The sequence below is a fragment of the Pseudanabaena sp. lw0831 genome (assembly GCF_016584665.1).
GTDB lineage: Bacteria > Cyanobacteriota > Cyanobacteriia > Pseudanabaenales > Pseudanabaenaceae > Pseudanabaena.
Genome location: NZ_BBJB01000095.1, coordinates 43,879 through 62,660 on the forward strand (window position 1 = coordinate 43,879; position 18,782 = coordinate 62,660).

Sequence of the window (18,782 nt, forward strand, 5' to 3'; positions counted from 1 at the left end):
ACATCTCTATAGCTTGTATTTTCGTTAGAGGGCATGAATTACGTTTGTGACTACTCCCCAAATATGTAGCTCGACATTTTCGTCAATTTCTATGGGCTGAAAATTTGGATTTTCAGGCATTAACCATAATTTGTTGCGATGTTTACGCAGACGTTTCACGGTTAATTCTCCATCGACCACAGCGATGACTACCTTGCCACTAATGGCTTCAAGGGAGCGATCAACTACAAGTAAGTCACGAGGATGTATACCCGCATCTTGCATGGACTCTCCGACTACGCGAACTAAAAAAGTTGAGTCAGGATGTTTCACAAGATGGCGATTGAGGTCAATCTTGCCTTCTATATAATCCTCGGTTGGGGCAGGAAGTCCTGCGGCAACGGGATTGAGATAGAGCGGCACTCGACATTTTGTAAAGTTGTCTGTTTTAAAAATAGATGAGACAATAGTTGCTGGTTCTACCTGTTGCGGATCTCTAGCGAGTGCTTCTAAAATTTCATCAGCGAGGCTAATTGGTAACCGCACAGCCTTTGTTGTTTCGTTATATTTACCAGTACCCACAGGACGACCTGCTCCCTGACGTTTCCCACCACGCGGCATAGTATTCTCCAAAAGTTATTTACATGTGTACTGAGATCGCTACAGTTACACGAATATTGTACGCTAATCATATGATTTAATCGCCTATATGTCATATGTAAATTAAAGGGACATCAGTTTGCGGAGGGGAGTAAGTTATGGCAAGACACAGGATACCTTCGATGAATTCGCTGCTGCCCTGAAAAGCAGAGCAAAGGAAGGAGTCTTAACGCATCGACTCACGATGAACTTTGACTAACCTTACTTCATCCTCTTCGGCAAGATACTTATTCATGATGTAAACTACATACTCAGGTTTGAGATTACTGTCTGGTTTGCAGCTACCCATGAAATGAATTTTCGGAAATTCAGGATCGGGATTCAGAACATTAATTGCGAAAATGCGATCGCGCAGTTCCAACATTTGATTACGACCCGATTTTGAGACTTTTGGCATTTGAATGGAAGTTGCCGCGAGTACACAATAACCCGCACCTTCGAGCAGATCCATGATGTCAGCAGCGTTGCGCTCTTTGAGCGTAATAAAGGCAAGCGTCAGCGTATATTCCGCGACTTCGAGAATAGAATCTAAAGATGGTGAATGTACTTCTACTTCTTCGATCGCATAAATCGGTAAGTCATCATCAAGTTCCGCACTAAAACGTTGTTTAAACTCAGCAATGGGAATATGCGCGGTTAGTTCAAAATCAACAAATTCGGCATTACTGGTTTGACCTAATGGCAAAGCTTTAGCAATGGAAATACGTGGTAATGGATTAAAACCCTCAGTATGAGCGACAGGTATCGCCGCACGCCTAGCCGCACGTTGGAAGAAACGATGTAAATCGAGATGAGATATCAAACTCATATCGCCGAGCTTGCCAAACTTGAGACGGACGCGCTGGACTCTGGGCGGAACGATCGGCTTCTCTAGGGAAATGGGAGGGATTTCTGGTGGTGGAATCACGATGTTATGTCCAAAGGCAGGACCACAGACTCCACATTCAGAGCAACCACCAAAGGAACAGTCAGGAATAGTTTGTGCAGCGATCGCCCGTGTCCAGTCTTCAATCAACCATTGTTTATCGATACCCGTATCAACGTGATCCCAAGGCAAATCATCTTGCATTTTTAGCGATGGCGCATCCCATACCAGATCTGCCTCCGCGATCGCCTGAGTCCACGCCCCAAAAGCTTTTTCCGTATTCTCAAACCATGAGTCCATCCCCGCGCCCAGTTGCCATGCGCGATACACGACTTTGCCCAGTCTGCGATCGCCCCGTCCGACAAAATCTTCCATCGCACTGATGCGAACATCAGTGTAGTTAACTTTGACGTTAGATAAACGGCGAAATTCTTGGCGCAATAGTTTCTGCTTCTGCACAAAGTCACCACTAGAAACAGTGTGCCATTGGAATGGTGTATGCGGTTTGGGAGTGAAATTAGAAATAGTTATATTAACTGATAGTTTCTTGCGCCCTTTTTCAGAACATTCATTCTGCAACCAAGCCACAGTATCGACAATCCCAATTACATCTTCATCGGTTTCCGTCGGCAAACCAATCATGAAGTAGAGCTTCACTTTGTCCCAACCTTCTATATAGGCAGTTTTTATGCCTTGCAATAACTCTTCATCGGTCAAGCCCTTATTAATCACATCGCGCAAACGCTGTGTCCCCGCTTCGGGCGCAAAGGTCAGCCCCTGCTGTTGACGACCATCGCCACTGCGTAACATATGGGCGATATTCTCATCAAAGCGATCGACTCTTTGGCTAGGCAATGAGAGAGTTATATGTTCATCTTTGAAACGATTTTTAATCTGTACGCCCACCGATGGCAGCGCCAGATAATCGGAACAAGAGAGAGATAATAAAGAGAACTCGTTATAGCCCGTTTCGCGCAGAGCTTTCTCAATCGTATCCACAACCTTCTCAGGATCGACATCACGGGCGGGACGAGTGAGCATCCCTGGTTGACAAAAACGACAGCCGCGAGTGCAGCCGCGCCGAATTTCGATAGTTAAGCGATCGTGAACGGTTTCCACTAACGGAACTAAACCAATACTATGCTCTGGCATCGGTGTGGCAACCCGACGCAGGGCGCGAGGCGAGACATCATTGCGATTAGGGGCGATCGCGCCAGTTTTGATATCCATGTCATAAAATTCAGGCACATATACGCCATCGACTTCATTGGCAAGGGCTAACAGGGTTTCGCGGCGGGTTTTACCTGCTAATTTAGAATCTTTGAGAACTTCGCCAATTTCAGGTAATAATTCTTCCCCATCACCGAGAGCAAAGAAATCAAAGAAGTCAGCATAAGGCTCTGGGTTGGAAGTAGCAGTCTGTCCACCCGCAAAGATTAAAGGACAATCTTCAATACTCAATTCACTCCTTTCTCTCCATGTCATCGGAATATTGGCAAGATCCAACATTTCTAAAACATTGGTTGCGCCAAGCTCATAGCTGAGGCTAAAGCCCAAAATGTCAAATTCCCGTAGCGATCTCTTTGACTCAACCGCAAATAAATCAGTTTTGGTTTCGCGTAATTTTGCCGACAGGTCGGGTGCGGGTAAATAGGCGCGATCGCATAGTTGTCCATCCTTAGAATTAATAATGCTGTAAAGGATGATATGCCCCAAGTTTGACGCGCCGACCTCATAAATTTCAGGATAAGTGAGCGACCAACGTACGATCGCATTGTCCCAAGGCTTACGAACTGCGCCAAACTCGTTACCCAAATAACGGGCTGGTTTAAGGATTTCGGAGTTAAGTAACTGTTCTACGGGTACGGGCATGGTTTCACGGCGATATGAGCTATCCCTATTTTACATTTAGCGCGATCGCGTTTTCATAGTCACGTTTTACTCCTCAGAAATACCAAGCGATCGCAACTTTGCTAATAACAGATCAATTTGTTCTTGTGCAGTATTTGCTCGTTGGCGCTCTATATCAGCCTGTTCATCAGTAGTGAGATAACGCTGTCCTCGTTCATCAAACCAGCTTAAAACTTCGCGTCTAAAGCGATCGTTTGGCAATACACAGCGACCAATCCCTAAACCGATCTCTGGCATCCATAAGGGTTCCCCAATCTGTAACTGAATAATCGCCATCCACTAGTTTGTATACCTCAAAGGGTAAATGTCCATCACGCCGCCAGAATTTTGGATTGTAAATTACATAGTATTTGACACCTAATTTGCGATAAATTTCTAATTTTTTCTCGTATTCATCGCCATAGCTTTGAGATACAACCTCTAGAGTCAAAATTGGCGCTGTATAGTCTTCTTCCCACATCACATAGCTGCTACGCGAGCCGCCATTTTTACGCCGCTCCACATCCAAGCTCAAAAAGCCATCAGGAATTACTGGCACTCTTGGGCTTGCGCCAGTGGTGTGATAAATACCCATATCGACACCAAAGTATCAATCATCGTGACTTTTCCAAATATATTCCAGCAAGAATAATAGTAAATTTGGTACAAAATTCTGGTCTTCGTTATCCACAGGTGTATCGTCAGAATCTGGTAATTCGTCGCTGGTGGGTAGATATTGGCGATCTATTTGTAGCATCAGCTAACCCCAAAAAAATCCTAGCTATTTAGTTCGTATTATAGATCACTACCTATACTCGAACAATTAGTGATGCGCGGCTTTGCCGCGCATCACTAATTGTTCACTTTATAACACAAGTATGAATCATGTATTAATTGGAATATCTGGAGGCATTGCCGCCTACAAAGTTTGTGAAGTTGTTTCAAGCTTGGCAAAACGCGGTATTGAAGTGCGCGTGATCTTAACGAAATCAGCAGCAGAATTTGTCACGCCACTTACTTTTGCTACACTTTCGCGCCAACCTGCCTATACCGATGCTGACTTTTGGCAGCCGAGCAATGGTAGACCATTACATATTGAGTTAGCAGAATGGGCTGACATATTTTTGCTAGCACCAGTAACCGCCAACACCTTGGCGAAACTCTCTTATGGAATGGCAGACAACCTGCTCACAAATACAGTCCTAGCTTCTACTTGTCCGATTCTATTTGCTCCTGCGATGAATACGAACATGTGGCTCCAACCCTCTGTGCAAGAGAATTGGCGTAAATTATTGCAAGATAATCGATATACAGCGATCGCACCGACGGATGGGATTCTCGCCTGTGATGCGGTTGGCACTGGAAGAATGGCAGAACCAGAAATAATTTTGGAATATTTAGAATCTTTTCTATTTACAAAGGGAAAACAGGATTTAAAAGGAAAGAAGATTTTAGTGAATGCAGGGGGGACAAGAGAATTTATCGATCCTGTACGCTTTATCGGCAATCCATCCACAGGTAAGCAGGGAATTGCGATCGCTAAAGCAGCAATGCACCGTGGCGCAAAAGTTACTCTCATAACTGCCTCTAGTTCCCCTCTCCCCATCGGAGAGGGACTAGGGGTGAGGGTAGTTCGCACTGCCGCAGAAATGCACCAAGTCATGCTTGAAGAATTTCCATTAGCCGATATCACGATCGCAGCCGCAGCCATCGGTGATGTGCGATCGCAATTTCAGAGCGATCGCAAATTACCTAAATCAGAACTTCCTTTAAAACTAGAGCTAGAATATATTCCCGATATTGTTGCCGATCTTGCCAGTCGTAAACGTCCTGATCAATTGCTAGTGGGATTTGCGGCTCAAACTGGGAATGAGTCAGAGGTTTTGTCGGCAGCAAAAGAGAAGTTAGCGCGAAAAGGGCTAGATGCGATCGCGGCTAATGCGGTTAAAGGTTCTCAAACTGGGTTTGGAACTGATACCAACCAAGCCACATTTATCCATAAGAATGGCAACACCCAATCCACTCCTCTCTGCTCAAAATTAGAACTTGCCCATCGTTTATTCAATTTCCTAATCTAACTTTAAGAATTGTCAGCCTACATTCAACAAGTGTTTTTTGAGAATTAGCATTTATTGGAGAAAACCGTATAAATAGAGTATTGCTGAATGTAGGTCGGAATGATGTTGGGACGGTATTGTAGGGGCGGGTTTAGTTGACAATTCTTTGATAAAAGCAGGATACATTTGCAAAACCCGCCCCTACAGCTTTTAGATGGTTTTTAGTTTGGTGTTGTTGCTGGCTCTAGACCTGTGGCTTTGCCAAATTTGCGAAGGCGATCGCTTTCGGGTTCCATCCAAGCATAGACAAAATGGCTAATGCAATTAATCTTTGGTTGTGTAGCCAATATTGCCCTCGTTTGGATTTCAAAGCTAGGATGCCCATCAAATCCCTGTCCCCAAGTTCCAGCCAAAACTGGACAAACTAAAGTCTCAGGTGCTGATTGACGTACGACTTCGGCGACTTGATCGGCAACGCAGCTACCATCAGCACAAAGCGCATAGGTCATCGGATGACGTTCCATATGATTGGGGAAACGATCCCAAGGCTGCATTCTCGCCTCAAATTTGCCTGACTCAGCGCGATTGCCATTGGGGAAGAAAACAGTGCCAATGGGTATATTATTTTGCTGAAGAGGAGCCGTGATTGTGTTTACAAAATTAATCACACCTTTATAGGCATGGTTTGTCGCGATATTCCAGAGTAACCCTTGTGCGATCGCAGCGGTTTCTCTAGGATTTTTAATATTGGTCGGTTTCACCTTAATGTTATCTGTCAGCTTCTTCTCAGTCTGAACCACATCATCAGCCGTCAGATCGCCATTTTGGAGATAGATCGCCATGAGTTCTCGAACATTTTTATTGTCAATACTATTCAGTAAAGCTGTTCGCGAAGCTTGTCCGTGAATCCATAGGTGCTTGACGTTATCAATCAACTCGCCAGTGGAATTGGTGGGATAGCGTACATAATCAAATACCATCCCGTCGGGATTACGTTGCATTAGCGCTTTGACGACAGATGTCAGATCAGCTTTAGCGATCGCATTGTACGGATCGACGAATAGATGATCAACCTCATAGGCATCTTCATAAAAAGCTCGTCCATTACTAACTAAGCTCCGATCAAAGTTGGTATTGGCAATACTATTTTCCCCTTTGCCATTAAGTGCTACAGCTCCCGAACGCCCCTTAATTTCGCTATAGCCATAGCCGAAATTCATCGCAAATGACCATCCATAAACTTTGATGCCCCGTTCTCTACCGATCTCGATCGCTTGTTTCCACAGATCATAGTCCGCAGGTACTTCCCCCGCCTTGACCGACTCTTCCATCACCGATCGCCAAGGTGTAGGATTGTCGGCAACAGGCAGTAACACCCGCCCATCATAAAAAACTTCGATAAAAACTTGGTTATAGCCGCGATTAGCCATTTTATCGAAAACATCTTCCAATACACCTGCTTTGACATCATTAGGATATAGCCGCAGCCAAGTGGCTTGAGTTTGGAGTGTATTGCGATCGCGACAGGCTTGTAATTCTGATTTGTGTTTTTGAATAATCGCCTGATATTGAGCTTGCGTCTTTGGATCACGAGGACTTATGACTAAAGCTGATTTTCGCAGTTCATGTTTTCGCAAAATTTCCGCAGTACTCACGTCACAGGTGGGCTTGCCCCATAAAATTTTGTCAGGTAATGCACCCGCGATCGCATTTCCAGCAAAGGCTGCACTTAAACAGGTAAAAGAAGCTAGCGATCGCAAACTAAATGTATTAATGTTTTTCAGGTTTATTTTTGATTTCATAGACTTAAATTTGTTATGTTGAGGATAGGCGTGAGGAAATCGCGTAGAAACAAATCCTATCCCATCTAAGTTTTTATAGACGAACTAGGTTTAACAATGTGGCACACTGAACAAGTGTATTTCAGCCCCTCTTCATCATGCTCCATAACCCAGCCAGATTTAAACCTAGTCCTATTGAAGATGATTCTGAAGAAAATGATGATTTAGAGTTTTATGACTTTAATGAACCCGAACCAGGTAGTCCACCTGGGACGTTGATCATTGATGAAGATGCTAGTATCCCTAATATTTTCTTGATTGATTACAACGCAGACGAAGCTCTGGGGGTTCAGCTTGCGACTCCCGAAGACTGTATTCCTTATCTAGATAGTCACTCAGTCTCATGGGTTGATGTCCAAGGCTTGGGTTCTGAAGATGTATTAAAGCGTTTAGGTAAGGTGTTTAGCCTCCATGAGCTTGTACTAGAAGATATCGTTAATATTCCTCAGCGCCCCAAAATTGAGAGTTTTGAGGATCAGGAATTAATCATTTTACACATGGTGACTAGTCGTGAAGATGGTAGAGGGTTTTATGATGAACAGGTAAGTTTAATCTTGGGAAAAAACTATGTGCTGACCGTGCAAGAGGAACCCGAAACTGATGTATTCGAGCCAATTCGTCAGCGTATTCATCGTAATCGTGGCGTAATCCGATCTCAAAAAGCTGATTACCTTGCCTATGCTCTAATTGATGCGATCGTTGATGGATTTTTCCCTGTGTTAGAGGACTACGGCGAGCGTCTCGAAGATTTGCAGGATGAGGTGGTTGAAAAGCCCACTCGCCAAACTCTCGATAAAATCCATAAAATCAAGCGTGAGCTATTGTTATTACGACGTGCGATTTGGCCACAGCGTGACGCGATTAATTCTCTAATTCGAGAAGAAAGCCCGATGATTGATCGAGAGGTACGGGTGTACTTGCGTGACTGCTATGACCACACCGTTCAAGTGATGGATATGGTTGAAACCTATCGCGAACTTGCCGCCAACTTAATGGATATTTATCTATCATCGTTGAGCAATAGTACCAACGAAATCATGCGCTTTTTGACGGTGATTTCCACTGTGTTTATTCCGCTCACCTTTGTGGCTGGTGTCTATGGAATGAATTTTGATACTGAACTAGGCAATATGCCTGAATTAAAATGGTCGTTTGGTTACGCGCTCTGTTGGTTATTGATGTTGTCGATGTCTGGGGGATTGTTATTTTTCTTTTGGAAAAAAGGCTGGCTATTTAGTCCAAAATAAAAGTCAGAATCACGGATTATATGGATTAAGGGATGACACAGATTTTTAATGCAGCGCTTTGCGCTGCGGATAGATTAAAATTCGAGAAATCCAACAATCCGCATAATCCGCGATTCTGACTTTATTGTGTTACTTCCTCAACCCCTCAAACGCAGACTTCAAAGGGTGACTTTACAAGCGCACCAAGTCTCACCAGTTTTGCAAATTAATAGCGCGATCGCCCTCACCTCAGAGCAAAGACATTACCTATGCAATGTATTGCGTTTAGAATCTGAAGCCGAATTTATCGCCCTCGATCGCCAAGGTGGATGGTGGTTAGCTCAATTATCAGAAGCTCTAGATGTTGCCAAGATAATTGCCAAACTGGAAAATAATTCAGAATTATCTGCCCAGATTACCCTTGGCATCGCTATGCCCAAAGGTAGCAATATTGAGTCGGTAATTCGGCAAACTACGGAGTTAGGGGTGCGTCAAATTGTGCCGCTATTTAGCGATCGCACAATTATCAAGTCAGGTACAGAAATTGGTAATCAAAAACGCGATCGCTGGCAACGCATTGCCGAAGAAGCTGCGGAGCTTTCGATGCGTACCTATGTGCCTGAAATAAATAGGCCAACAACATTAACTTCTTGGCTTGAGCATCTTGCTAACGCACCATCACCAATTTTGAAATATATTTGCGTGATTAGTCCCCTTGTGACGCATTTACTTACAAGCTTACAAAGCTCAAGTTTTTCATCAGACTTCGCTGAAAACAATGGGCAAATAATTATAGCTACGGGCTGCGAAGGCGGCTGGACTCCTAGAGAAGAAGAAATGGCGATCGCTTCAGGATTTATTCCTGTATCTCTAGGCGATCGGGTGTTATCCGCAGTCACAGCTCCAGTGCTAGCATTGTCAATAGTCGGCGCATTTTTAGATACTCAATGAACCCAAATCAACCCCAAACAACTCAGCAATCAGTGCAAACAATGGTGCAGCAGACTATAGCACTTCGCACCAATGGGAAAAAGCTGCACAACATCACCCGCCAAGTGGAAGCAGTCTTAGCCCAATCAGGTATACAGATGGGTTTGTGTAATGTATTTTTGCGTCATACATCAGCAAGTCTAATTATTCAAGAAAATGCTGATCCAGATGTATTGGCAGATCTAGAAACATTTTTTGCAAAACTGATCCCTGAGGATGCGAGTCAATATCGCCATATCTCTGAAGGTGTTGATGATATGCCATCGCATATTCGCAATACGCTAACCAAAACATCAGAAACGATCCCGATCGCTAATGGTAAACTTGCCCTCGGCACTTGGCAAGGAATCTTTGTCTGGGAACATCGCAATTTGGGTCATACCCGCGAAGTGCTGGTACATATTACAGGATGCTAAATGAAGCCCTCAAGAAAGCCACCAGCAAATCGATATCGTCCAGCCGTTAAGAGAAAAAAGTGGCTGAGAGGGTTTCAGTGGTTTTTACCAGGATTATTTGTCAAGCGATGGCTACTAGTTAGCATCGTCGGTATTGTGCTAATCGTTCTAGGGATTGCCATCTCCGCGAGACTAACCCCGATCTTATTTCTATCACGTCTGATTGGTAATGCGATCGACACCTTGGTTGCCATCTTGCCACGCAATATGAGTGGACCACTCGCCTTTGCAATTGGAATTGGACTATTGTGGCTGGGACAGAAACGCGCACTTGGCTCGATCACCCAAGTTTTAATGCCCAATCAAGACAAAGAGCTATTAGAATTGCTAGTCTCCCATCGCAAACTCAATCGTGGCCCCAAAATTGTTACTGTAGGAGGGGGGACTGGCTTGTCAAATTTATTACGTGGACTCAAGCAATATAGTGCCAACATTACTGCGATCGTCACCGTGGCTGATGATGGCGGCTCCTCCGGACGTTTACGCCGTGAGCATGGTGTATTGCCACCAGGGGATATTCGTAATTGCCTCGCCGCCCTTGCTGACGAAGAAAAGTTAGTCACTGAACTATTTCAATATCGTTTTAAAACGGGGGAAGGTCTATCTGGGCATAGTTTTGGCAATTTATTTCTTACGGCGATGAGTGAAGTCACAGGCGATCTGGAGAAGGCGATCGCCGCTAGTTCACAGGTATTAGCTGTGCGCGGGCGTGTCCTGCCTGCAACTCTTGACCATATGGTGCTATGGGCTGAATTTGAAGACGGACGCTATGTGGAGGGTGAGTCGAATATTCCTAAAGCTAAAGGCAAGATTAAACATATTGGTTGTAAGCCAGATAATCCTAAAGGATTGCCTCAAGCTGTTGAAGATATTAATGAAGCAGATCTGATCGTAATTGGGCCTGGCAGTTTATACACCAGTATTATTCCTAACCTACTTGTCCCTGAAATACTTCAAGCATTGATCGATCGCAATGTGCCATCGATCTATCTTTGTAATATCATGAGTCAGGTAGGTGAAACTGACGGCTATACTGTATCTGACTATGTACGAGTTTTAGATGAGCTAGCAGGTGTGAGACTGTTTGATGTGGTTTTAGTTCAGAAGCATCCACCTTCTGAGCGATCGCTACAACACTATGCCTCCTCTGGGTCACATTTTACGACTCTAGATCGTGATAGTCTCGCTCTTATAGGCTGTCCCGTTTTGATGGCGAATATCATGCAAGAGAAACCAAATGGAACCGTATGTCATGACTCAGAAAAACTTGCAGGTGTCTTAATGCGCTGGTATAACCGTCAGTAGTCGAATTTCAACCTGAAAATGTCACAATGTCAGATTATTTAAAAAGTCAGTCAGATTAAGTTATCAGTGTTAGAGCATTACCGTATTCAAGTTAACAGTGATATTTATGCTCTTGCTAAATTGCAAGAGTGGTTTCATCAATTTCAAAATTTATTGCCAAAACCAACTTGGATGCAGTGTAATCTCGTGTTGGTTGAGGTGTTTACCAATGTAGTATCTTATGCTCATGAGGGACTGTCTGAAGAAACGCCCATTGATATTGAGATTGCGATCAATGAGAGTGAATACTTTTTGGAAATGAGGATTTGGGACTTTGGCGAGCCATTTGATCTGCAAGCAGAAATTGATCGGGTCGCTTTAGCGGCACTAAAAAACCAAGATTTTAAAAGTATCGATGATATTCCCACAGGTGGGCGAGGCTTGATGATCGCTAAGACAATTGCTGACGATATCAGATACGAGACCTTACCTGACGGTCGTAATTGCTTTGTAATGATCAAAAGTTTTTCAAAGCTTGTCTAACCAAAACATAAAAGAGGCGGCGCAAAGCGCCGTCTCTTTTATGTTTTGGTTTGAAAATTAGCGCTTAAGCCATAGTACAAAGGCAAATAAACTAACGGGTAAAGTAATAACAGATATAGCGATCGCATTCATTACATCGACTGTTAAATTATTTACCAATAACTCCCAAGTGGGTGCAGCATATTTAATTACTGCCGATGCGATCGTTGAATAAACAAATAATCGCAAAATAAATAAAATTTGTTGCCACATAATCTCTTACCAGTTAATAAGCAATGGTGCACGGCTTCGCCGTTCACCATTGCTAAACAAGAAGAGCTGCGCTTTGCGCAGCTCTTCTTGTTTTAGTTTTTCTTTTTAGTGCCTTCTTTTTCTTGGATTTCGCTTGGTACTGGGAACTGCTCAATAGGTTGCCCAGCTAGCGCCCTTTCCATAAACTTGCGCCAAATCGGAACCACATACACACCGCCCGTCACTCCATTTGCCATTGGCGAATAATCATCATTTCCAATCCAAATCGCAACTGATAACTGCGGTACATAGCCAACAAACCAAGCATCTCGAAAATCTGAAGTCGTACCTGTCTTGCCCGCTACAGGTCGCCCATCGCTCATTTGCGCTTCGGTTGCCGTGCCGTTGGTAACGACTCCACGCAAGGCATCAGTTAAGTAAGAAACCGCGATCGGATCGAGGATTAGTTCGGGCTTGGGGGTATTATCCAGTACCAGATTGCCATTGCGATCTGTGACACGGGCAATTAATGTCGTTTTAGATTTATAGCCACCGCTAGCAAATACTGCATAGGCTCCCGCCACCTCCATTGGAGTTACATCGGCAGCACCAAGCGGTAGAGAAACAACAGGAAGAATCGGACTATTGATCCCCAACTTTCGACAAAGTGCTACGACATTTTCATTACCAAATTCTATCCCTAGCCTGAGTGCAGGAATATTTCGCGAAACTGCGATCGCCTGACGAATGCTCATACCACCTGCGAACTTATTGTCATAGTTGCGAGGTATGTAAGGCTCATCTCCATCAGGAATCGTCATTGGGCTATCATCAATCGTCGAGTCAGGAGTGTAGTTACCTGATGCAAAAGCAAGATAGTACACAAAAGGTTTAAACGAAGAACCTAACTGTCGTCTTGCCAAAACCGCACGGTTAAATTGATTTTTGTCAAAGTCGCCAACACCCCCTACCAAAGCTTTTACAAATCCTGTACGCGGATCGACAGCCACCAAAGATAATTGGTCAGCATAAGCACCGCGATCTACTAAATCTTTGTGACCTTCGGCAGCAACTTCTTCAGCAATACGCTGCATCTTTAAGTCAATCGTCGTCTGGACACGCAATCCACCTTGAAGAACGACATCTCGACCAAATTTTTCTTCTAGCTCAGCTGTGACAGCTTGCGACACATAAGGAACACGACTCGCTTCGTAAGAGATCCCCTGCTTGCGAATAGTTATTTTCTGAGCTTTAGCGGCTTTGACTTCGGCTTGGGTTGCCCATCCAAGCTCTAGAAGTCGATCAAGCACTAAACCCTGACGCTTCTTTGATTCACTAAAGTTGTCTACTGGATTGAATACTGAAGGCGCTTGAATCGTACCTGCTAACATAGCAGCCTCTCCAAGGGTCAAATCAGCAGCAGATTTACCAAAATAATTCTGTGAAGCAGTTTCAGCACCATTCGTGTTTTTTCCCCAAAATACTTGATTGAGGTACATCTCAAGGATTTGCTCCTTAGTGAATACCTGCTCAACCCGCATTGCTAAAACTGCTTCGGCAACTTTGCGATTAAGACTACGTTCGTTGGATAGAAATAAATTTTTAACTAACTGCTGCGTTAATGTTGAGCCACCTTCAACGGTTCCGCCTGCATTAAAGTTAGCTAAAATTGCGCGTCCGATACCACTTGGATCAATCCCTTTGTGGGTATAGAAGTAGGCATCTTCCATGGCGAGAACCGATCGCTTAAGATGTGGTGAAATGCGATCGAGGGTTACAACTTCGCGGTTGACATCACCATGCAAACGAGCAATTAAGCCACCGTTAATGTCATAGATATAGGTGGTTTCAACTGGTACATAGCCTTTGAGGACTCTCACGTCGGGCAGATCGCGAAAACTGAGTGCTAGACCGACCAGCCCACCAGCCACTGCTGCGCCGCCAATCATGATAATGCCCAGTAACGTGCCACCAACAGCTTTGAGAGTGCCTTTTAAAATACTGCCTGTCAGAGACCGAGAACGCTCTACACTATTCGATGCCACAGCAATCTACCCTTTGATCAATTCATAGGTAATCTTACTGCATTAATAAGTATTTCGTACCAAAAACTTGAAGGTCGCGCTTTGCACGACCTTCAAGTTTCTAGCGGCGCTGAGCCAGTTTGTCATAGACCAATTGCAGATCGACATGGTGATGCGCGATCGCAACTAATGTGTGATAGAACAAATCCGCCACTTCTGAGGCGATCGCGTCGGGATCATCATCTTTACAAGCCATCACAACTTCAGCAGACTCTTCGCCAATTTTTTTTAAAATATTATTGTCGCCACCAGCAAATAATTTGCAAGTATAAGAATTTTCTTGTGGGTGCTCTCGGCGATCGACAATCACCGCAAATAATTCTGAAAGGGGATCGTTCATAAAATAAAAATACTTATACAAAATAATTGTGAGACGCAAAGCGCCTCACAATCTTAATAATAAAGGCACGCCATGCGTGCCTTTATTGTTTTTGAATGTTCTGCCAAGCAGAACATTCAAGCAAGCTAAATGTTGCCAACAATTACTTGATGGAAACCTTACCACCAGCTTCTTCGATTTGCTTCTTAGCAGCTTCAGCATCAGCCTTAGCCATAGCTTCTTTGATTGTCTTAGGTGCAGACTCAACCATATCCTTAGCGTCTTTCAAGCCCAATCCTGTGATTTCGCGAACGATCTTCAGAATGGCAATCTTCTTGTCAGCAGGAACTTCATCAAGTACCAAGTCAAAAGCAGTCTTTTCTTCTTCTACTTCAGCAGCAGCACCACCACCACCAGGAGCAGCCATCATCATGCCACCAACAGGAGCCGCAGCCGAAACGCCGAAGGTTTCTTCGATCGCTTTCACCAATTCAGAAGCTTCAAGAAGGCTCAAAGACTTTAGTTCTTCAATAATGCTATCGATTTTTGCAGACATAATTTTTCTCTTTAGTTAATTAGATTAGGTTAGTAATTGGTGAACGGTAATTCGTAATTCGTAATTACCAATCCTTCTAAGCAGCTTCTTTCTCAGAAACAGCTTTGATAGCGCGTCCCAGAGATTGCGGAACCTCTTTGATGCCGATCGCGATCTTGGCGGTAACAGAATTGATAGCACCAGCAATTTGCGCGATCAGTACTTCCTTAGAAGGTAGATCCGCGATCGACTGCAAGTCTTTTGCAGTCAAAGCGCGACCTTCTAAGACACCGCCACGAAGTTCGGTTTTCTTAGATTCCTTTTGGAAAGCTTGATAAGCCTTAACAGCGCCACCGATGTCATCTTTGACAAACAGACAAGCCGAAGGACCAACCAGAAAGCCTTCGAGAGGCTTCCATTCTGGTACGCCAGAAATTGCTTGCTTGAGCAAAGTGTTTTTGGTAGTTCTGCACACCGTACCCGTAGGACGGAGTGAGCGACGGAGCTTGGTAATCTCGGCAACTGACAAAGTTGAGTAATCGATTACCATGACCATCTGAGTTCCTTCAAACTCTTTGGTCATTTCTCCGACTAAAAATTTCTTTTGGTCTAGGGTCTTACCCATATGGTTCTCACCTCCTTGTATTTGGAGCTAATCAAATGGCGTGATGCGCCATTTGATTAGCTATGTAGATCTTTAAAGCCATTAAAAAAGCCTCGTCTTTTCGCAGACCGAGGCTAAAAAAGTATTCTTTCAAGAATCTTTTTTTTAACACCTCGGCAGGGAATTAAGCTGTGAGCAACCTGCTGTCTATGGAGATATTCAGTTGTTGAAATTTCTTTCTAGGCTTATTAAAACAGTTAGACTCAAATAATGACTTTGAAAGGCTTTATTTACGCGTCTCCGAACTTGAGATCACGCAAAGCGGTGACATCAACTTCGATCGCAGGCCCCATAGTTGCAGATACATACAGCGATCTCCAGTATCTACCCTTTGCGCCAGAAGGACGATTGCGATCAATCGTTTCTTGCAAAGCTTTGAGGTTGATTAGCAAGTCTTCAGCAGGGAAGGCAGCCTTGCCAAATTGGATATGGACGATCCCTGTGCGATCAGCACGAAATTCTAGCTTACCAGCTTTGAATTCGTTGATTGCGCCACCTAAATCAGTAGTTACCGTACCACCTTTAGGTGAAGGCATCAATCCTCTTGGACCAAGCAATTTACCAAGCTTAGCCACTTGAGGCATCATGTCTGGTGTGGAAATCAGCAAATCAAAATCCATTCTTCCCTTGCTGATTTCATCGATTAGTTCCTCAGAACCAGCGATGTCTGCACCTGCGGCGGTTGCTTCCGCAACTTTTTCACCACGGGCAATAACTGCTACACGAATTGTTTGTCCCGTTCCTTTTGGTAAAGTTACCGTTGTCCGCAATTGTTGATCGGCGTACTTAGGATCGATACCCAGTCTTACATGTGCTTCTACCGACTCAGGAAACTTAGCAGTTGCGGTGACCTTAACTAGTTCTAATGCATCGATTGGTGCGTAAGGGCGCTCTTCAACTTTGCTGAGAGCTTCCTTAAGACGCTTTGAGATTTTCTTTGCCATGATTGCTCCTAAGGGGTGCGATCGGAAAAATTAATTCCCTTCCCCAACTAAAATTTTTATTTGAATTTTATAGATATTGAAAACCGACAAAATTAGAAACTAAGCGCTTATAGTAACGCCCATATTCTTTGCCGTGCCTTCAATAATCTTCATCGCTGCATCGATATCATTTGCATTGATATCAGGCATTTTTGTTTCAGCGATTTGACGAAGTTGATCTCTGGAGATAGAACCTACTTTTTTACGGTTAGGTTCTGCTGAGCCAGAGGTGATACCAGCCGCTTTTTGGATTAAAACTGATGCTGGTGGTGTTTTGAGAACGAAGGTAAAGCTTCGATCTTCATATACAGATATTTCTACAGGAATGACCATGCCTGCTTGATCGGCAGTACGGGCGTTATATTCCTTACAAAACATCATGATGTTGACACCATGCTGACCTAGTGCAGGACCAACTGGTGGAGTTGGGCTAGCCTTACCAGCATTAAGTGCCAACTTGATAATTGCTGTAACTTTCTTAGCCATTAATTTTAGCCGTTGATTTTAGCCGTTTAAAAAACTACAAACTTGCGTTTGAGTGAGTTAGTTTTGCTTTTGTACCTGAGTGAACTCTAGTTCAACAGGAGTGTCTCTACCAAAGATTGAAAGCAGGGCTTTAAGTTTGCTACGTTCTGGGCTAACTTCCACCACTTCACCTTCAAAGTCTTTGAAAGGTCCATTAAGCACTTTGATTTTGTCGCCTTGAGCCATGTTAATTTTGAGAACTGGCTCTTGTTCGACGGTGACACGGAAAATTCTTTCAACCTCTTTCTCGGTGAGAGGACGAGGTTTAACATGTCCTCGACCGCGACCGTAGTGACGTTTTTGTTCTGTGCCAACAAAGTTAATTACATGGGGAGTGCTTTTGACAGCAAGCCATGCATCATCATCAACTTCTAGCTGTCCGATTTCATTTCTGACAGTTTTGATCTGAATCAGAACATAACCAGGGAAAATCTTTTCCTCAGAGGTTGCTCGACTGCCATCCTTTCTCAGTTTGACGGTCGGTGTCTGTGGAATTTCAATTTGCTTGATCCTATCTTCCACATCAAGGGTCTTGATGCGTTGCTCTAGGCTCGACTTAACCTTTTTTTCGCAGCCCGAAGCAATTTGAACGGCATACCAGTTAAATAGTATGTCTTCATCTTCTTGGCTACTAGATGAGTGGTCGATATCCTCGGTAAACATTATTGAAACACCTGCAATGCGATCGCCTTAAACAAAGCATCAATTAGATAAACAAAGGTTGCGACTGCAACGATCATCAAAAGAACGGATGCAGACTCACTAATGAGTTGTTGGCGCGTAGGCCAAACGATCTTGCCGAATTCGGCTTTGGATTCTACAAAAAGTTTAGCGATCCCAGTTGGCTCAGATTTTGCATCTGATTCAGCTTTTGATACTTCTTTTGGTTGCTCTTTCAGGTCGTTTTTCGTCATAGCGGCAACTCTTGCGATTCCTTTGCAATCTTTGTAAATGCGATACGTTTAAGTGCAATTCTATAAAAATGGTGAAGCGCGCCCTGGAGGACTCGAACCTCCGACATCAGGTTTTGGAGACCTGCGTTCTACCAACTGAACTAAGGACGCACGTAATGAAAACACGATTTCGATACGCAACCAGTTATCTGTACTGTATCAATTGCTATAAAAAAATAGTATTTGATACATAGTATAACCATAGATGGGTCTATAGTGGGCGATCAAATCGTTGTTTAAGACGAGTTGCTTTACCAACTAGGTCACGTAAGTAGTAGAGCTTAGCACGACGGACTTTACCACGACGAATCACTTTGATGCTTTCAATTTGAGGAGAATGTAGCAAGAAGGCTCGCTCTACTCCAATCCCTTGAAATACACGACGGACGGTAATGACAGAGTTAATGCCAGAACCACGTCTCGCGATGATTACGCCTTCGTATGGCTGAGTACGTTCTTTGCCGCCCTCTTTAATCCTAACTCCAACCTTGACAGTATCTCCTACATAAATTGTCGGGAGATCTGTTTTGATATATTCCGCTTCAATTGAGCGGATGATTTCAGAAGCGTTCATGAGGAATGCCAAAAAAGTCGCGATCATCTATGTTAGAGCATTAATGATCTAATGTCTATAATTTTTGCAAAAAAGTTTAGATATAGCGATTCGCACTATATCTAAACTTTTTTGCGCTAAATAA

General features: G+C 43.8%; 18 protein-coding genes, 1 tRNA gene, 2 pseudogenes and 1 other annotated feature. Of the genes and pseudogenes, 6 read left to right on the plus strand and 15 right to left on the minus strand.

What is annotated here, in order from left to right:
* Positions 1-24 precede the first annotated feature (24 nt).
* The 3 genes and pseudogenes from APA_RS20105 to APA_RS25875 form a co-directional block, all read right to left on the minus strand.
* Positions 25-600 carry a LexA family transcriptional regulator gene (locus APA_RS20105; protein ID WP_201324014.1) on the minus strand — a complete coding sequence of 192 codons (576 nt, stop codon included), beginning with the start codon at positions 598-600 and terminating at the stop codon, positions 25-27.
* A 205-nt stretch (positions 601-805) separates the two neighbouring features.
* Entirely contained in the window at positions 806-3,376 is a 2,571-nt protein-coding gene (locus APA_RS20110; protein WP_201324015.1) for a TIGR03960 family B12-binding radical SAM protein, read from the minus strand.
* A gap of 66 nt (positions 3,377-3,442) precedes the next feature.
* Positions 3,443-4,151: pseudogene (locus APA_RS25875) on the minus strand (Uma2 family endonuclease).
* 121 nt (positions 4,152-4,272) lie between these two features.
* On the opposite strand from APA_RS25875, the gene coaBC reads away from it, so the two are divergent.
* Positions 4,273-5,472 carry a bifunctional phosphopantothenoylcysteine decarboxylase/phosphopantothenate--cysteine ligase CoaBC gene (gene coaBC / locus APA_RS20120; protein ID WP_201324016.1) on the plus strand — a complete coding sequence of 400 codons (1,200 nt, stop codon included), beginning with the start codon at positions 4,273-4,275 and terminating at the stop codon, positions 5,470-5,472.
* Between the two features lie 200 nt (positions 5,473-5,672).
* Here the strand turns inward: coaBC and APA_RS20125 are convergent, their stop codons facing one another.
* A complete protein-coding gene (locus tag APA_RS20125) occupies positions 5,673-7,253 on the minus strand; it encodes a hypothetical protein (RefSeq protein WP_201324017.1) in 1,581 nt (526 codons plus the stop codon).
* A 137-nt stretch (positions 7,254-7,390) separates the two neighbouring features.
* Here APA_RS20125 and corA point away from each other — a divergent pair, with 137 nt between their 5' ends.
* From corA to APA_RS20150, 5 genes are all read left to right on the plus strand, one after another.
* A complete protein-coding gene (gene corA / locus APA_RS20130) occupies positions 7,391-8,539 on the plus strand; it encodes a magnesium/cobalt transporter CorA (protein ID WP_201324018.1) in 1,149 nt (382 codons plus the stop codon).
* 165 nt (positions 8,540-8,704) lie between these two features.
* Positions 8,705-9,469, plus strand: coding sequence for a 16S rRNA (uracil(1498)-N(3))-methyltransferase (locus APA_RS20135; RefSeq protein ID WP_201324019.1), 765 nt, complete (start codon positions 8,705-8,707; stop codon positions 9,467-9,469).
* 41 nt (positions 9,470-9,510) lie between these two features.
* Positions 9,511-9,924 (plus strand): secondary thiamine-phosphate synthase enzyme YjbQ, encoded by a 414-nt coding sequence (locus APA_RS20140; RefSeq protein ID WP_201324073.1) that lies wholly within the window; start codon positions 9,511-9,513, stop codon positions 9,922-9,924.
* Positions 9,925-11,268 carry a gluconeogenesis factor YvcK family protein gene (gene yvcK / locus APA_RS20145; RefSeq protein ID WP_201324020.1) on the plus strand — a complete coding sequence of 448 codons (1,344 nt, stop codon included), beginning with the start codon at positions 9,925-9,927 and terminating at the stop codon, positions 11,266-11,268.
* A 66-nt stretch (positions 11,269-11,334) separates the two neighbouring features.
* Positions 11,335-11,790, plus strand: coding sequence for an ATP-binding protein (locus APA_RS20150; RefSeq protein WP_201324021.1), 456 nt, complete (start codon positions 11,335-11,337; stop codon positions 11,788-11,790).
* Positions 11,791-11,847: 57 nt separating this feature from the next.
* On the opposite strand, the gene APA_RS20155 is transcribed toward APA_RS20150, so the two are convergent.
* From APA_RS20155 to rplS, 11 genes and pseudogenes are all read right to left on the minus strand, one after another.
* On the minus strand, positions 11,848-12,042 hold the full coding sequence (locus APA_RS20155) for a hypothetical protein (RefSeq protein WP_201324022.1): 195 nt from the start codon (positions 12,040-12,042) through the stop codon (positions 11,848-11,850).
* Positions 12,043-12,134: 92 nt separating this feature from the next.
* Positions 12,135-14,066, minus strand: a complete 1,932-nt coding sequence (locus APA_RS20160; RefSeq protein WP_201324023.1) for a transglycosylase domain-containing protein — start codon at positions 14,064-14,066, stop codon at positions 12,135-12,137.
* Between the two features lie 100 nt (positions 14,067-14,166).
* Positions 14,167-14,439 (minus strand): annotated as a pseudogene (hisE, locus tag APA_RS20165) (phosphoribosyl-ATP diphosphatase); the annotation flags it as partial.
* 148 nt (positions 14,440-14,587) lie between these two features.
* Positions 14,588-14,980: a 50S ribosomal protein L7/L12 gene (gene rplL / locus APA_RS20170; protein ID WP_201324025.1), complete on the minus strand. Its 393-nt coding sequence runs from the start codon at positions 14,978-14,980 to the stop codon at positions 14,588-14,590.
* A 76-nt stretch (positions 14,981-15,056) separates the two neighbouring features.
* Positions 15,057-15,584, minus strand: a complete 528-nt coding sequence (gene rplJ, locus APA_RS20175) for a 50S ribosomal protein L10 (protein ID WP_201324026.1) — start codon at positions 15,582-15,584, stop codon at positions 15,057-15,059.
* Between the two features lie 74 nt (positions 15,585-15,658).
* Positions 15,659-15,794, minus strand: a sequence feature (ribosomal protein L10 leader region).
* A 59-nt stretch (positions 15,795-15,853) separates the two neighbouring features.
* Positions 15,854-16,567 (minus strand): 50S ribosomal protein L1, encoded by a 714-nt coding sequence (gene rplA, locus APA_RS20180; protein WP_201324027.1) that lies wholly within the window; start codon positions 16,565-16,567, stop codon positions 15,854-15,856.
* A 99-nt stretch (positions 16,568-16,666) separates the two neighbouring features.
* Entirely contained in the window at positions 16,667-17,092 is a 426-nt protein-coding gene (gene rplK / locus APA_RS20185) for a 50S ribosomal protein L11 (protein WP_142655430.1), read from the minus strand.
* A gap of 57 nt (positions 17,093-17,149) precedes the next feature.
* The gene (gene nusG, locus APA_RS20190; RefSeq protein WP_374101377.1) at positions 17,150-17,797 is read right to left on the minus strand and encodes a transcription termination/antitermination protein NusG; all 648 of its coding nucleotides are present in this window, start codon (positions 17,795-17,797) and stop codon (positions 17,150-17,152) included.
* Positions 17,794-18,045, minus strand: a complete 252-nt coding sequence (gene secE / locus APA_RS20195; protein WP_201324028.1) for a preprotein translocase subunit SecE — start codon at positions 18,043-18,045, stop codon at positions 17,794-17,796. The genes nusG and secE overlap by 4 nt, the downstream gene beginning before the upstream one ends.
* A gap of 77 nt (positions 18,046-18,122) precedes the next feature.
* A tRNA-Trp gene (locus tag APA_RS20200) sits at positions 18,123-18,195 on the minus strand.
* Positions 18,196-18,295: 100 nt separating this feature from the next.
* Positions 18,296-18,658: a 50S ribosomal protein L19 gene (gene rplS / locus APA_RS20205; protein ID WP_094529846.1), complete on the minus strand. Its 363-nt coding sequence runs from the start codon at positions 18,656-18,658 to the stop codon at positions 18,296-18,298.
* Positions 18,659-18,782: the final 124 nt, after the last annotated feature.